Annotated in this window: 15 protein-coding genes; 7 read left to right on the plus strand and 8 right to left on the minus strand. The window is 39.3% G+C overall.

Annotated features, from left to right (window positions below):
* Positions 1–41: 41 nt before the first annotated feature.
* Positions 42–1580: an acyl-CoA carboxylase subunit beta gene (locus BW931_RS12650; RefSeq protein ID WP_076572760.1), complete on the plus strand. Its 1539-nt coding sequence runs from the start codon at positions 42–44 to the stop codon at positions 1578–1580.
* Positions 1581–1682: 102 nt separating this feature from the next.
* Here BW931_RS12650 and BW931_RS12655 read toward each other — a convergent pair whose 3' ends face one another.
* Both BW931_RS12655 and BW931_RS12660 read right to left on the minus strand, forming a co-directional pair.
* On the minus strand, positions 1683–1886 hold the full coding sequence (locus tag BW931_RS12655; RefSeq protein ID WP_076572762.1) for a YdiK family protein: 204 nt from the start codon (positions 1884–1886) through the stop codon (positions 1683–1685).
* Position 1887: 1 nt separating this feature from the next.
* Positions 1888–2583 (minus strand): CPBP family intramembrane glutamic endopeptidase, encoded by a 696-nt coding sequence (locus tag BW931_RS12660; RefSeq protein ID WP_076572763.1) that lies wholly within the window; start codon positions 2581–2583, stop codon positions 1888–1890.
* A 225-nt stretch (positions 2584–2808) separates the two neighbouring features.
* Between BW931_RS12660 and groES the strand changes: the two genes are divergently transcribed.
* Together groES and groL are read left to right on the plus strand one after the other, a co-directional pair.
* Positions 2809–3093: a co-chaperone GroES gene (groES, locus tag BW931_RS12665; RefSeq protein ID WP_008590633.1), complete on the plus strand. Its 285-nt coding sequence runs from the start codon at positions 2809–2811 to the stop codon at positions 3091–3093.
* 37 nt (positions 3094–3130) lie between these two features.
* Entirely contained in the window at positions 3131–4765 is a 1635-nt protein-coding gene (groL, locus tag BW931_RS12670; protein WP_076572764.1) for a chaperonin GroEL, read from the plus strand.
* Between the two features lie 89 nt (positions 4766–4854).
* Here the strand turns inward: groL and BW931_RS12675 are convergent, their stop codons facing one another.
* From BW931_RS12675 to BW931_RS12685, 3 genes are all read right to left on the minus strand, one after another.
* Positions 4855–6027, minus strand: a complete 1173-nt coding sequence (locus BW931_RS12675; protein ID WP_084193940.1) for a site-specific integrase — start codon at positions 6025–6027, stop codon at positions 4855–4857.
* A 30-nt stretch (positions 6028–6057) separates the two neighbouring features.
* A complete protein-coding gene (locus tag BW931_RS12680; RefSeq protein WP_234972645.1) occupies positions 6058–6552 on the minus strand; it encodes an ImmA/IrrE family metallo-endopeptidase in 495 nt (164 codons plus the stop codon).
* A gap of 438 nt (positions 6553–6990) precedes the next feature.
* Positions 6991–7326 carry a hypothetical protein gene (locus BW931_RS12685; protein ID WP_159435717.1) on the minus strand — a complete coding sequence of 112 codons (336 nt, stop codon included), beginning with the start codon at positions 7324–7326 and terminating at the stop codon, positions 6991–6993.
* Between the two features lie 213 nt (positions 7327–7539).
* Here BW931_RS12685 and BW931_RS12690 point away from each other — a divergent pair, with 213 nt between their 5' ends.
* The 3 genes from BW931_RS12690 to BW931_RS12700 all read left to right on the plus strand — a co-directional run bounded on the left by BW931_RS12690 (position 7540) and on the right by BW931_RS12700 (position 11182).
* The gene (locus BW931_RS12690; protein WP_076572776.1) at positions 7540–8688 is read left to right on the plus strand and encodes an SIR2 family protein; all 1149 of its coding nucleotides are present in this window, start codon (positions 7540–7542) and stop codon (positions 8686–8688) included.
* Between the two features lie 10 nt (positions 8689–8698).
* Positions 8699–10510, plus strand: a complete 1812-nt coding sequence (locus BW931_RS12695; protein ID WP_076572778.1) for an ATP-binding protein — start codon at positions 8699–8701, stop codon at positions 10508–10510.
* 216 nt (positions 10511–10726) lie between these two features.
* Positions 10727–11182 carry a hypothetical protein gene (locus tag BW931_RS12700; protein ID WP_076572780.1) on the plus strand — a complete coding sequence of 152 codons (456 nt, stop codon included), beginning with the start codon at positions 10727–10729 and terminating at the stop codon, positions 11180–11182.
* On the opposite strand, the gene BW931_RS12705 is transcribed toward BW931_RS12700, so the two are convergent.
* From BW931_RS12705 to BW931_RS12715, 3 genes are read right to left on the minus strand one after another with little or no spacing between them, the layout of a single operon-like run.
* Positions 11177–11833, minus strand: coding sequence for a hypothetical protein (locus BW931_RS12705; RefSeq protein ID WP_076572782.1), 657 nt, complete (start codon positions 11831–11833; stop codon positions 11177–11179). The genes BW931_RS12700 and BW931_RS12705 overlap by 6 nt on opposite strands.
* On the minus strand, positions 11826–12209 hold the full coding sequence (locus tag BW931_RS12710) for a hypothetical protein (RefSeq protein ID WP_076572784.1): 384 nt from the start codon (positions 12207–12209) through the stop codon (positions 11826–11828). The genes BW931_RS12705 and BW931_RS12710 overlap by 8 nt, the downstream gene beginning before the upstream one ends.
* Complete coding sequence (locus BW931_RS12715; protein WP_076572786.1) at positions 12206–13042, minus strand: ParA family protein; 837 nt, start codon at positions 13040–13042, stop codon at positions 12206–12208. The genes BW931_RS12710 and BW931_RS12715 overlap by 4 nt, the downstream gene beginning before the upstream one ends.
* A 706-nt stretch (positions 13043–13748) precedes the next feature.
* Between BW931_RS12715 and BW931_RS12720 the strand changes: the two genes are divergently transcribed.
* Positions 13749–13991 (plus strand): hypothetical protein, encoded by a 243-nt coding sequence (locus tag BW931_RS12720; RefSeq protein WP_076572788.1) that lies wholly within the window; start codon positions 13749–13751, stop codon positions 13989–13991.
* The last annotated feature ends 57 nt before the right edge of the window (positions 13992–14048 follow it).

Raw genomic sequence — 14048 nt, forward strand, 5'->3', positions numbered from 1 at the left:
GTAGGATGACCGAACCAACATAGCTTTGAAGGAGATCCGGAATGAATAAAATAATCGACGAACTGTTAAAGAAAAAAGATAAAGCAAAACTTGGAGGAGGACCCCGGAAAATAGAGAAACAGCATGAACTGGGGGCCTATACGGCCAGGGAGCGGATTGAAAAACTGGTGGATGAGGGTTCATTTTTGGAACTTGGTCAACTGGCACATTCGGATCAGGAAGGGAAAGAAGAAGGCAGTGCCGGGGACGGAGTCGTTACGGGCTTGGCGAAAGTGAACGGCCGTCCCGTTGCAGTGCAGGCTGCCGATAAAACAGTGTTCGCAGGTACGGAAGGGATGGTCTACTTCCGCAAAACTCAGGCTCTGCACAATCTGGCCGTCAGGCGCGGACTGCCCATGTTTAACCTGATGGAAGGTGGAGGGCTCCGGATGCCGGACGGAATGGGGTCGGATGGAATAAGTCAAATGCTGTTTCCTCAAGAGTTACTACAGCATCACCGGCAGGTGCCGCTGATCACATCCATTCTCGGTGACAGTTTTGGCGGGCCGACGTGGACAGCCGTTTCTTCGGATTTCGTAAGCCAGGTCAAAGGGACGGCGATGGCAGTAGCCGGACCCCGGATGCTGGAAGTGGCCACAGGAGAAAAAGTGTCGAATGAAGAACTGGGAGGATGGGAGGTTCATGCCGAATATACGGGACAGGCGGACCATTTCTCCGAAACAGAAGACGAAGCGATCGACAATATGAAGCGATTCCTGGACTATATGCCTCAAAATTCAGAGGAAGCACCGGCACACAGGGAAACGACGGACGACCCACATCGTAAATTAGATGAAGTTGTGGACATTGTGCCGACGAGGACGAAGCGTGCTTATGACATGAAAAAAGTGATCAGACTGATCGTCGACGAAGAGGATTACTTCGAAATGAAAGCGGAGTACGGCAAAGCATTGATTACGGTCCTCGCGAGAATAGACGGAAGAGTGGTCGGGGTGATTGCGAACCAGCCGATGCAATTCGCCGGGGCCGCCGGCGCGAAAGAATGCGAGAAAGCTGCCGACTTTATTTGCCTTTGTGATTCCTACCATATACCACTCGTGTTTCTGCATGACATTCCCGGTTTCCGTGTATCGAGCGACGCCGAAAAGCTGAAGATGCCGACGAAAATCATGATGTGGAACCAGGCACTGGCTCAATCGACGGTACCGAAAATTTCAATCGTTATCCGTAAAAGTGTCGGAGCCGCCTACGGGAACATGTGCGGCCCGACGATGGGAGCAGATTTTGTGGTGGCCTGGCCGACAGCGGAAATCAATTTCACCGGCCCGGAAGTAGGTATTAACGTTGTGTACGGAAATGAGCTGAAAAATGCGGAGAACATAGAGGAAAAGCGCTCGGAATTACTGGAAACGTGGGGATTCGACAGTTCTCCGTATAAAGCGGCCGGTAAGCATTTGATTGATGACGTAATCGATCCGCGGGAAACGAGGACATTTTTAAGTCAGACACTTGAATTCGCCTGCGCAAAAAACGGCTCTATGAGTAAAAGATGGTTGGCGAACTGGCCTACAGGATTTTAAAGACGAGGACCCTCCATATACAATCTAAATGAAAAAGCGTTATGCCAGTGCCGACATAACGCTTTTTCTATACTTGAAGCCGCCGGCTGATGATGCCCGGCCTTATTTTTTATTCGAGTTATTCTTTAAGTAGAAATGAAGAGCAATCAAGCGGATACCGACGCCGATGTTGAACGTGGAAATCAGTGCGAGAATCATCGTCGTCGTATTCCAGATCGACCCTTCAATCGACTGAACGGCGACGAAGACGAAACCGGCACCGATAAACAGGTACAGGTAGGCCATCAGCAAGGGGGATGCTTTCATATCAGAAAAACCCTCCCAACAGTATCGTTTCCATCTGTTCCATATAGTTCTCCAGATCCTCCCGGTAGAGCTGGACGACCATGACCAGGCTGTTCAGAATCATATGGGTGATCATCGGCGTAATGATCGACTTCGTCCTCACGTAGAGGAAAGCGAACACAGAGCCCGCTGCGAAGTAGACGAGCAGGTGCGTAAAGTCGAAGTGGAACGCGGCGAACGCAAGGGAAGAAATGAACACCGCCAACAGGAAGTTCGTCCGTTTATAGATGGAGCCGAAAATGATTTTCCGGAAAATGATCTCCTCCGTAATCGGTGCGAATATAACCGGGAGAAGAATGAAAATCGGGGACTGGCTGGCAATGTTCGTCAGCATTTCCGTGTTCTCCGATTCCGGAGACGAATTGAATAAGTACATTTCAATCATACCGGCGATGTTCTGGGCAAACAGAGCGAGGAAGAACCCGGCGATCCCCCACAGAATAATGACGCCTGATTTGGAACGGTCCGATTTCTCTTCAAGTTCCGGTTTAAGTAACAACAGCATCCACACGGTCGCAATAGTGAAGCTGATGATCGACCAGACAGCGATCGCATCCGTCTGCCCCATGCCGAAAGCGAGAAGGATCGGGGCACCGACAATGCCGCTGAGCTGGGTGGCTAAGTAAATGATGATGATATACCAATAGCGTCTGGGCATAAGAATCTCCTTTTTTCATACTGATAGTTTCAATTTTACCATAGTTGGAATTGGAGAAGGAAACAGAACGATTGCTATAAAAATATTGAAAAAAATCTCCCCTTACTACTTGAAAAACGGAGCGGGATTGATTATTATAATAATTGGTATTAGCACTCACTGATGACGAGTGCTAATAATCGACAAAATATATGAATATGAATGAATTCGAGGAGGGTGTCCTAATTGTTAAAACCACTTGGAGATCGTATTGTTATTGAAGTGCTTGAGCAGGAAGAAACGACCAAAAGCGGAATCGTCCTGCCTGATTCGGCGAAAGAGAAGCCGCAGGAAGGCAAAGTCGTAGCCGTCGGGTCGGGCCGCGTAACCGACAGCGGACAGACAGTCACTCCGGAGGTAGCTGAAGGAGACCAGGTGATTTATTCCAAGTTCGCCGGTACGGAAGTAAGCTATGACGGAAAAGACTATCTCGTATTGCGCGAAAGCGACGTATTGGCTGTCGTTCAATAAAAACATACGAAAAAGAGAAACAAGGAGGGCATTATAAATGGCGAAAGAACTGAAATTCAGCGAAGAAGGCCGCAGAGCGATGCTTCGCGGTGTTGATACATTAGCAGATGCAGTAAAAGTAACACTCGGACCGAAAGGACGTAACGTCGTCCTCGATAAGAAATACGGGTCCCCACTTATCACTAACGACGGTGTAACTATCGCAAAAGAAATCGAACTGAAAGACAGCTACGAAAACATGGGCGCCCAGCTCGTATCCGAAGTAGCTTCCAAAACGAACGACGTAGCCGGGGACGGTACGACGACAGCGACCGTACTCGCCCAGTCCATGATCCGTGAAGGGCTGAAGAACGTGACATCCGGAGCGAACCCTGTCGGCATCCGTCGCGGTATCGAAAAAGCCGTGGAGGTAGCGACAGACGAACTCCGCAAAATCTCCAACCCGATCGAAGGACGCGAATCGATTGCACAGGTCGCTTCCATTTCCTCTTCCGACAACGAAGTGGGACAGCTGATTGCAGAAGCGATGGAGCGTGTCGGAAACGACGGCGTCATCACGATCGAAGAATCAAAAGGGTTCAACACGGAGCTTGAAGTAGTGGAAGGCATGCAGTTCGACCGCGGCTATGCTTCCCCGTACATGGTGAACGACCAGGATAAGATGGAAGCGGAACTTGAAGATCCATACATCCTTATTACGGATAAGAAGATCAACAACATTCAGGAAGTACTGCCGGTACTCGAGCAGGTCGTACAGCAGTCCAAGCCGCTTCTCATCATCTCCGAAGATATGGAAGGCGAAGCGCTCGCGACACTCGTCGTCAACAAACTCCGCGGAACGTTCAACGCGGTAAGCGTTAAAGCACCAGGCTTCGGCGACCGTCGTAAAGCTATGCTCGAAGACATCGCAATCATGACAGGTGGTCAGGTCATCACCGAAGACCTCGGCCTTGATCTGAAGAACACGACCATCGATCAGCTTGGCCGTGCGTCCAAAGCGGTCATTACGAAAGAAAACACAACGATCGTCGAAGGAAAAGGTGACTCCGAACAGATGGCGTCCCGCGTAGCACAAATCCGTGCACAGGCGGAAGAAACGACATCCGACTTCGACAAAGAGAAGCTTCAGGAACGTCTCGCGAAACTGGCAGGCGGCGTAGCCGTCATCAAAGTAGGAGCGGCGACAGAAACAGAACTGAAAGAGCGTAAACTCCGCATTGAAGACGCCCTGAACTCCACTCGTGCAGCAGTGGAAGAAGGAATCGTCGCCGGTGGTGGTACAGCGTTCGTTAATATCATCGCATCTGTAAAAGGCCTCGACCTTTCCGGTGACGAAGCGACAGGCGCAAGCATCGTTCTTCGTGCTCTCGAAGAGCCGGTACGCCAGATCGTTCACAACGCAGGTCTTGAAGGATCGATCATCGTAGAGAAACTGAAAACACAGGACGTAGGTGTCGGCTACAACGCAGCCGCAGGCGAATGGGTGAACATGGTAGAAGCAGGTATCGTAGACCCTACCAAAGTAACACGTTCCGCGCTTCAAAACGCTGGTTCTGTTGCAGCTATGTTCTTGACTACAGAAGCAGTCGTTGCAGACGTCGCTGAAGAAGATAACAGCGGTGGCGGCATGCCAGACATGGGTGGCATGGGCGGAATGGGCGGCATGATGTAATCATGCACCCATAGCCCTTGATATCAAGGGTTTAGCTTCACCCTGAAAGGTATAATGACATACTTTTGACATACCCGGCGTGGAAAACACTATAAATCTAAAGAGCCTCTCATGAGTTCACTGAACTTTTGGGAGGCTTTTTCTTCCATATTCTCCGTGATATGAGCGTATATATTCATAGTTGTATTTATGTCCCCATGGCCTAATCGTTGTTGAATTTCTTTAATTCCTACTCCAGCTTCTATGAGAAGAGAAGTATGAGTGTGTCGCAAGGAATGGGGAGTAAGATTTTTGTCTATTTCAATTATTTTCAACAAACGTTGCATTCTTGTGTTTACAGTCTTTAAAAATTCAGGATATCCCGGATTATTGATTTCTTTAGCAAAAACAAAATCAAATTGATTGTAATAACCATTAGAAATGAGCTCCTCTTGGTGCACCTTGTGTTTTTTTAATACCTCTAGCACATCTGGATCCATTTTAATTGTGCGAATAGATCCTTTAGTTTTGGGGGTAAGTAACTGGTATTCTTTAGTGCGATTGGATGGATTATAGTAAGTCTTTGTCACTCTTAAAGTTTCTCTAGCCATATCGATATCTGTCCACTTTAATGCCATAAGTTCTCCAATACGCAGTCCACTATAAGCTAATGTTAAAAACATGGGAAAGTCTTTATCAATTCCATTTTCTTTCGCAGCTTTAAGAAAACGAATGAGTTCAGGTTTCTCCATGAATTTAATTTCCCCTTTATTGTTTTCAACTTCCTCAACCGTTTCCACTTTCCGTGGAATTTTAGCAAACTCACATGGACTATCTTTAATAATGTGAAATTCCACAGCTTTTTTAAATACCATACGACCTGTTGAATGGATACCATCAAGCGTGTTAAAAGCATAGCCTTCTTTATGAAGAGAGGTCAGCATAGCTTGATACTGTTTTCGACTGATCTCTTTTATTTTCTTATAGCCAAAGAATCGATTTAAATGGTCTAAATTATGCTTTCGATTTCTAACAGAGCTGACTTTGGCACTCTCACTATATATTTTAATCCATTCTAAAGTGAAGTCCTGGAATATAGTATCTTGTTCTTTAACATAGGTGTTCTCATATACTTCTTTTTCAATTTCTGCTGCAGCAAGTTGTGCTTCTTTTTTCGTTTGAAATCCACCTTTTGAAGAAAACTTCTTTTTACCGGTGATAGGGTCGTCCCCTAAATATATTTGAAAATACCATTTTGCTCCTCGTTTTCGGAAATTAGCCACAAATATCCCTCCTTGTATAATCATATTTAATTAAATCTTAATGGATGGTACAATTCGTCCTTTTATTTTTTCTAAACGTTCGATGCATAACTTTCTAGGGACTTTAAAATCCCGAGATAATTGATCAATTATCGCTGGGCTGGTAATAGTGTATTCGTTGATCATATGAGCAGGTAGAGATGCATAAAGGGTAAAATGCCGTGCGTCTCTTTCCTGAAGTTCATGAAATGCTTTGGGCATCATCGTTTGTCGGCCAGCGTGTCTTAAAGCATGGCAAAGTTCATGAAAAAACTGTTCTCGTTGATATATTGTAGGCAACCGGCTGTCTACTATTATTTCTTGGAATCTACCTACTTTCATAAACCTTGCTTGCATCGGTTTACAGCGAAGAAAGATTTGCGACTCCAATCCTATGTCTTGGATGTTTAAATCTTCCGGATTATTATAGCGGTGATTTATATACCATTGTGTAACTAAGTCTTCAAGAATTGTAGTTGAATAAATAGGAAATCCCAAACCAATCACCTTCCTTAAAAATAATTATACGAACATACGTTCTTAAAATCAATTAAGAATGACAATTAATGGTTTGAATAGTTCAAGATGGTATTATTTTCCTGTATTATGCAGGCAGAGGGTTTTGTTATATAGGAGTCATTAGAATTATTGTTGCTCTTCCAACGAAGAGATTGTGTTGAAATCAAGTCATCCAGATAAGGGCAGGATTGTGGAACACTTGAATTCGAGATATCTTACAAGGTTTGAGCCATATAGAGGTGTATATTAAGTATGATAAATATGGTCTTGAATCTGAAGAAAAATAAAGAAAGAAGGACTACCATAAAAATATGGAAGTCCTTCTTTTGGGTGACAATAATTATCCCTTACCTAAAAGACGCAGCCTTTATGATTAATTATTCCAACCAATTTCTTTTAAAGCTTTTTCAATCGTTTCAGCTTCTCTTATCTTGCCAATCTTACGGAGTTCTTTCGCAAATAAAGGCCAAGGCGGGTGTATGGCCATATATGGGGAAGAGTCAGGCCCTGTGTACATTCCTCCACCCGGCCCTGCATATAATCCTCCCCCTGGCCCATTATAAAGGCCTCCACCGGGTCCGGTGTACAAACCACCGCCTGGTCCGGAATAAGCACCTCCACCGGGTCCAGTGTACAAACCACCGCCTGGTCCTGTATAAGCACCTCCACCGGGTCCGGTGTACAAACCACCGCCTGGTCCGGAATAAGCACCTCCACCGGGTCCAGTGTACAAACCACCGCCTGGTCCGGAATAAGCACCACCTCCAGGTCCAGTATACATATTCCTAACCCCTGGACTTGCTTCAGTCATTGTAACCACCTCTTTCAGATAATTATGAAATTTCATTTTATCATAAGAACATTCCTTCCATGAATTATCCAGCCTATATATAAATTCATTAATATAACCATATTGTGGAATGTCCATGGGTCTGAGATAATTTCATTAGATTATAATTTGGAGGGGTAAATCACTTGAGTAAATTTGATGAACTACTAGAGCAAATACATAGGCATCTTGATTGTACTTACCAAAATTGGCTATTTGGAGCTGGAATAAGTTATGAATCAAATATTCCTCTTATGTACCCAATGACTGAAAAAATTGAGAGCGAATTGGAAGGAGGCGATTTTGATGCTTTTTGCAAAATCAAGGAGTTCCTCCCTAATTCATCTCATGTTGAACATTACTTAAGTCATATTGGAGATTTGCTAGCTCTTCTTGATAGATCACACGCAAGCGAAATAACAATGAACAATGTTAAATATGAATATAGTTCTCTATACACATTATATAAACAAATAATTCGTATAATAGGAGAATTAGTAAGATTTGGATATAAACATAGTGTTGATGAGAAAGGTGATATTGAGTCGCCAATAGTTGAGATTGGTCCTCACCAAGAATTTGTGAAGAAGCTATTCAACAGAAGATCAAACCTAGAAAACATAACAAGTATTAACTTTTTCACTACAAACTACGATACTTTATTAGAAGATGCGTTGATACTTGAAAAAAAAGAAGTTATAGACGGTTTTACTGGAGGTGCAATGGGGTTCTGGAATCCTAATGTGTTTAGTGAAAAAGACAATTCATATTCTTATAAAGTTTACAAATTACACGGGTCAATAGACTGGTATAAGGATGATGAGAAAGGTCTACTTAGATCAAGATTCGGCACAAAGTACTTATCGGATAACTCTAATTTACTTATTTATCCTCAAGCTACAAAGTATGTAGAAACACAGAAAGACCCATTTGCCTTATTATTTAGTAAATTTAGGGAACGTTTGAATGTTTCTAGAGATAATATTTTGGTGGCTTGTGGTTATAGTTTTGGAGATAACCATATAAATAATGAAGTAGAAATGGCGATGTCATTACCTAACAATAAAACCAACTTAATAATTTTCCTTAAAGAAACATGGGATGAAGATTTGCAAAAAAGTTATTTACCATCAGATATTTATAATTGGCTAGATGAGAGTAGTTTTAGGGACAGGGTATTTGTTCTGACTGATAAAGGTATATATAACGGAAATAGTGAGTTAAATATTCCTTCATCTGGCGATCAGCAATTTGATTGGTGGACGTTTAAAGGTATGACTAATTTACTTGACTAGGGGAGATAAAGTGGAGAATTTTTCAGTAGCACATGATTTATGCATAGGAAGAGTTATAGAAGTGCAAGGAACAAGGGTGAAGATTGAGCTAGATAAGGAATTAGATGATCTAACTCGATCATATGAGGGCAGGGTTTATTCAATAGGTCAGATAGCGAGTATCTTAAAAATACACTTTGGGAGAAAGATACTTTTTATAAATGTCAGACTCTTAAGGATGAACTCAGATGTAGATGAATTCGAAAAAAACACTGTTAATGATGATTCTAGGATTATCGAAGCTGATTTATTAGGTGAAGGAATTTGGGATAAGTTTAATGAGATTCTTAACTTTTCTAGAGGTGTAGAGTTATACCCATTACCTCTACAGTCTGTTTATTTAATGACAGATAGAGAATTAGATAAGTTGTATAGTGGAGCTGAAAAAAATGTTCAAAATAATTCATCATCACCTCTTATAGAGATAGGGAAATACTCAGGTAGTAATCAATTAGTACGTGCGAATATTAACAAACTTTTTGGAAATCATTGTGCAATTTTAGGTTCAACTGGATCTGGTAAGTCAGGAACTGTATCTTCAATATTGCATTCAGTTATAGAAGCAAGGGATTTGGAAGGTCAGTATCTCCACCCTAGAATAATAATGATTGATCCGCATGGAGAGTATGGAAAAGCTTTTAAAAACAATGCGATAATATACAACGCTTATAGTGAGTCCAATCCTACTGATGAAGATACATACGAAATAGAGCTCCCATATTGGCTTATGACAGCTGATGAATTTCGGTCTCTAGTTATTGGGAAAACAGAATTTGAAGCAACTACTCAAAATAATATAGTATATGAAGCTTTATCATATGCGAGGATGGTCAATGCTGGAATAATTAAACGAATCAAAGAAGAGAGTGCAAAAGGTGGTACAGAGCCTGAAATTAACGACGATGTGCAAGAAGAAGAGAGATTGAACTTTGATAGAGACAAGCCAGTGCCATTCAAACTAGAGGACTTTATTTTTCATATTGATAAGATTCAAGGAAGAAAGCCTGGGAAATTTGAGCAGTTAGCTCAATCAGGAAGGGTTAAAATTGATGGTATATTAAAAAAGTTAAGGATACTAAGGTCCAATCCACAGTTGCATTTTATAATGAAAGAGTATGAAAATGGCTCAATTGAATTACCAAATATAATTAGCCAGCTAGTAGGGAAGAAAGATAATGATAAAAACTTACGAATTATTGATATTTCTGGATTGCCAAATGAAGTAGCCGGTTTATTGACTGCACTAATTTCAAGGTTAATATTTCAATATAAATTATGGCAAGATCGTGAATTAAGAAAGGCTGATCCGGTTCTTTTTGTATGCGAAGAAGCTCATAGGTACGTGCCTAATTATGGGGAAGCACAATATAAAGAGGCACAAATAGCTATAAGGAGAATAGCTAAAGAGGGCAGAAAATATGGGATAGGTCTAATGCTTGTATCACAAAGACCTTCTGATCTTGAGTCAACTGTATTATCTCAATGTAATACTTGGATAATACTAAGGTTAACCAATTCAAATGACCAAAGCTATGTTTCGAATTTTATACCTGATAGCTTATCTGGTTTAACAACAATTCTGCCGTCTTTAACGAGAAGAGAAGCAATATTTGTTGGAGAAGCTGCCGCTCTTCCGAGTAGAATTAAAATAAATGAGCTTCCAGTGGATAAACTACCAGATTCTTCTGATATGGACTTTATGCAAGGTTGGAAAAATGAACAATTTTTAGTTGAAGGTATTAAAGAAACTACAGACAAATGGGTAAAAAACCTATCAAGATAATTTAGAAAAGAGATTAAAATCTTGATACTGAGTTTTCAACTATACGAGGGGGCTAATCTTGAACAATGGTTGGTCCTTTTCTAAATATATAGAAGAAAATATTGAACTAACGGAGCAGGATTATTGAATAAGGAACAATTTAATTGAAACAAAAACACAAACGTCTAATCTAAATAAGTAGGGTAATAAATCCAAGAGTTATAAGGGGAGATATTGTTGAAAAAGGTTGTAGGAGTTATACTTTTGATAACTGTGATTGTAGCAGTCAGCTTCTTTATCTTTTCTAATGATTCTAATGATTTCTCAACTATCACCGAGATAGAATATCAAAAGTATAATCATTCTGAAGATAAGTACGGTGAAATTGAAGACGATGAAACTATTAGCCAGCTAACGGGGCTTTTCAATAAAGCAAATCACCAAAATATTGTGTACAATAAGGCGTATCACAATGACTATAAACTTACTCTATTATATGAAGATGAAACATCTGAAACTGTAAGGATTTGGAAAGGTTTTGGTAAAGACTACGACTTATTGAATTATAGTTACGTGCCAATTAAGGTGAAAGGCATGAATGGAAGTACTCAGATGATCAGCTGCATTGGCCAGGAAAATAAAGAAGATATCATGATTAAGTTTCATGATATCTTCGACATAATAATATTATGAATTAATCTCTTGTACAATTTTTTGGTTAACTAGATAAATGAGTGTTTCTTTTTTTCTATGGAATATATGTTCAACCTCATCTGGAAATACGATTACTATAATTTCGCTTATTTTTGTTAAAATTAACAAAAACAAGTTTAAAAGTTTTGTTAAATCCTTATCACTTGTAGATTGGTTAGTTACTTCTTTAAAGTAGAGGTTGATCTCCATGTTTGCTGAAATATTACTGTGAACAAAATTGCTGCTATAAGTGTACTTATCTGAAAGTAATGAAATAACTTCAATTATTTTTGTATTTGAAGCGTATTTATCTCGGGAAATTCTAAAAAGTTCATTTACTCCTGTTCTATCAAAGTCTGTAAGGTTTAATATTGTACGTAATGTATTTTCTATAAGAGATCGGATATTAAAGAAGAAATATCTTTCTGAGCGAGTTGCTAAAGTGTGTAAAGATGTTAACGAATCATACAAGAGGGCATTAGGATAATGAGAAGGCTCTTTTGTCTGTAAGAAAATTTTCAGGAAAATTATCCTTTTTACTATGCCTCGTTGGATGTTTTGTTGAGGTAACTCTTGCTTTTCATTTAGTAATTTGATCATTTTATTTACTTCAGGCTTAACTTTTAGAGGATCCCTTTCTAGTTTAATCATTTTTATCTAAAGCCCTCATCCATTTCCGCATATTTTCATTAGCTTTATTATAAGATTTTTTCTTGCTTTCTTTTACTTCAAAATCATCTTCAAAGAAATCATAAATTCGCTCTACAAATTTCGCTTTTTCAGTTTCATCGTACCTATAAACATTTCTGGTAGTTCGAGCTATCAATAAGGTTCTTGATTTAAAAAGATAAGGCAAGAAGATGTCTTGAAATACATTATCAGTATAATTCTTTAAATCCTCATTCTTTTTGAAAATTTCTTTTGAAAGAATTATAATACAATTTAAGCCGATTAAATCACTTGTTTCTCTTTTCGAAGCTTTTAATTTTATAATTTTCTCTTTAACTTCTGGGGGGAGTTTGCTCATTCTTTATCAAACCCTTCTAATCTCTCTAATATCTCTTCACAAACTTCTTTAATGTCATGTCTAGATTTTTGGTATTTCGAAGCAATATTCTCATTCATTCCTACCAAAAGATCTCTTACATGGGAAGTATTCGAATTAAAAATGTATAATCCTCTAACAAAATCTTCAGATTCAAAGTCTCTTTTAATAGATAGTGTTTTTTCAGTCATTCTATTTTCTACCATAGTGTAGACTATACCGAGCAACCTAATAGGAAGATCTTCTTCTCCTTTCAATCTGTGAACTACAGATTGCAGTGAACTTATTCCTAATGAAGAGTATCTATCTATTCTGTTTGGGATTATGTAAAAATCAGAAGCCATTAATGCAGCATCAGTGTAGAAAGATATCGTCGGAGGACAATCAATAAATATTAAATCATAATAATCTTTTAAATTATTATCTTTGATAAACTTTCTTATTCTTTTAGTTCTGGAATGATCCTTAGTGTCATCATCAAATATTAAGTTAATATTACCACAGATCATATGTAAATTATCAGAAAATTCCACAATTACATCTTCAGGTTTAGCGTATTCTGGTTGTTCGAAGATGTTAGCTGTACTTTCAAAAAGTTTTCTTATATTTTTATTGTTTTTTAAATAATCGTCTAAATATGCATCCACTAAGTTATAGACACCCGTTAGCGACTGTGTTGCGTTAAATTGTGGGTCTACGTCTATAATCAATACTTTCTTTTCCATATAGTTTGCTAAATATTCTCCTGCTCCTATGCAAAGCGTGGTTTTTCCTACGCCGCCTTTCATATTCAAAAAAGAAATAACATTCCCCATTTATAATATCCTCCTAATAAAAACTTACTTAAATGATAACTGAAATAATACTTGATTACTATACATTTCATTTGTAGGATATTACTGTAAATTAAGATGGAGAGTTTTTATTGAAACCTTTTGGGTTTAGTCTCTTTTATGAAATCCTAATACCACGGTTACATTTTTAATGTCACAGAAAATGTAACGAAGAAGAAAAGGTTTCAAAAGTTGAGCATTAGCGGATTAGCAATTCCGGGGTTATTTACCAGTGTAAGAGGTTATTCTGAAGTTCTGATAATTATATCCTATTTACAATTCAGAGAACGCTATCATATCAACTCTTGTGGGTATCTAGGTGGGGATTCTTCTGTCTTCCCCGAAATAACTTTTGTGGGAAAATTGCATTTATAGGTTTCTTTTATGAAAGGATTATTCCCCCTCTAACTCTTGAAGCGCTTTTTGCATGCTTTGGGCAAGTTAACTATATCTTGCTATTTGATTCATTTGTTAGACCACACAATTAAGGTTCATTCGTCACCATATATTGCTTAGCACAATACCCCGAGCAGTACTTAAATCTAACTAAGAAATTCCGTTTTGTCGTCCCTTTTTCACAGGTTATCCCTTAAAGAGTTTATAAAGATATCTACTTAATCAATATTCTCTATCATGTGTTAAAATAGAAAAAAATGGATTATTAATGATATATAATATGGGGGCTAATATGAAGGACGTAGTAGTGAAAATGTTTCCTGCAAAAAACGGAGACTGTTTTTTAGTTTCGTTAGGTACTAAAAATAAGAAACATATTTTGATAGATTGTGGTTATGTCGAAACATATAGGCAATTTTTAAAAAAAGAATTATTAAAAATTGCAGCTGCGGGGGAAGCGATAGACCTAATTGTAAGCAACGGTGATAAAATCCCTAATAACAACGGTTTCAAATTCCCCAATAATAACAGATAATCATTTCTATACTAGATAAAGATGTGGAGTGTAGGAATGATGATCAAGATTGGGGAG

The sequence above is a fragment of the Salimicrobium salexigens genome (genome assembly GCF_900156705.1).
Taxonomy (GTDB): Bacteria; Bacillota; Bacilli; order Bacillales; family Halobacillaceae; genus Salimicrobium; species Salimicrobium album.

Coding starts and splice junctions, on each gene's coding strand:
- groL (WP_076572764.1), top strand. CDS start 3,131: ATGGCGAAAGAACTGAAATTCAGCGAAGAAGGCCGCAGAGCGATGCTT.
- BW931_RS12710 (WP_076572784.1), bottom strand. CDS start 12,209: ATGAGCAAACTCCCCCCAGAAGTTAAAGAGAAAATTATAAAATTAAAA.
- BW931_RS12650 (WP_076572760.1), top strand. CDS start 42: ATGAATAAAATAATCGACGAACTGTTAAAGAAAAAAGATAAAGCAAAA.
- BW931_RS12705 (WP_076572782.1), bottom strand. CDS start 11,833: ATGATTAAACTAGAAAGGGATCCTCTAAAAGTTAAGCCTGAAGTAAAT.
- BW931_RS12720 (WP_076572788.1), top strand. CDS start 13,749: ATGAAGGACGTAGTAGTGAAAATGTTTCCTGCAAAAAACGGAGACTGT.
- BW931_RS12660 (WP_076572763.1), bottom strand. CDS start 2,583: ATGCCCAGACGCTATTGGTATATCATCATCATTTACTTAGCCACCCAG.
- BW931_RS12715 (WP_076572786.1), bottom strand. CDS start 13,042: ATGGGGAATGTTATTTCTTTTTTGAATATGAAAGGCGGCGTAGGAAAA.
- BW931_RS12655 (WP_076572762.1), bottom strand. CDS start 1,886: ATGAAAGCATCCCCCTTGCTGATGGCCTACCTGTACCTGTTTATCGGT.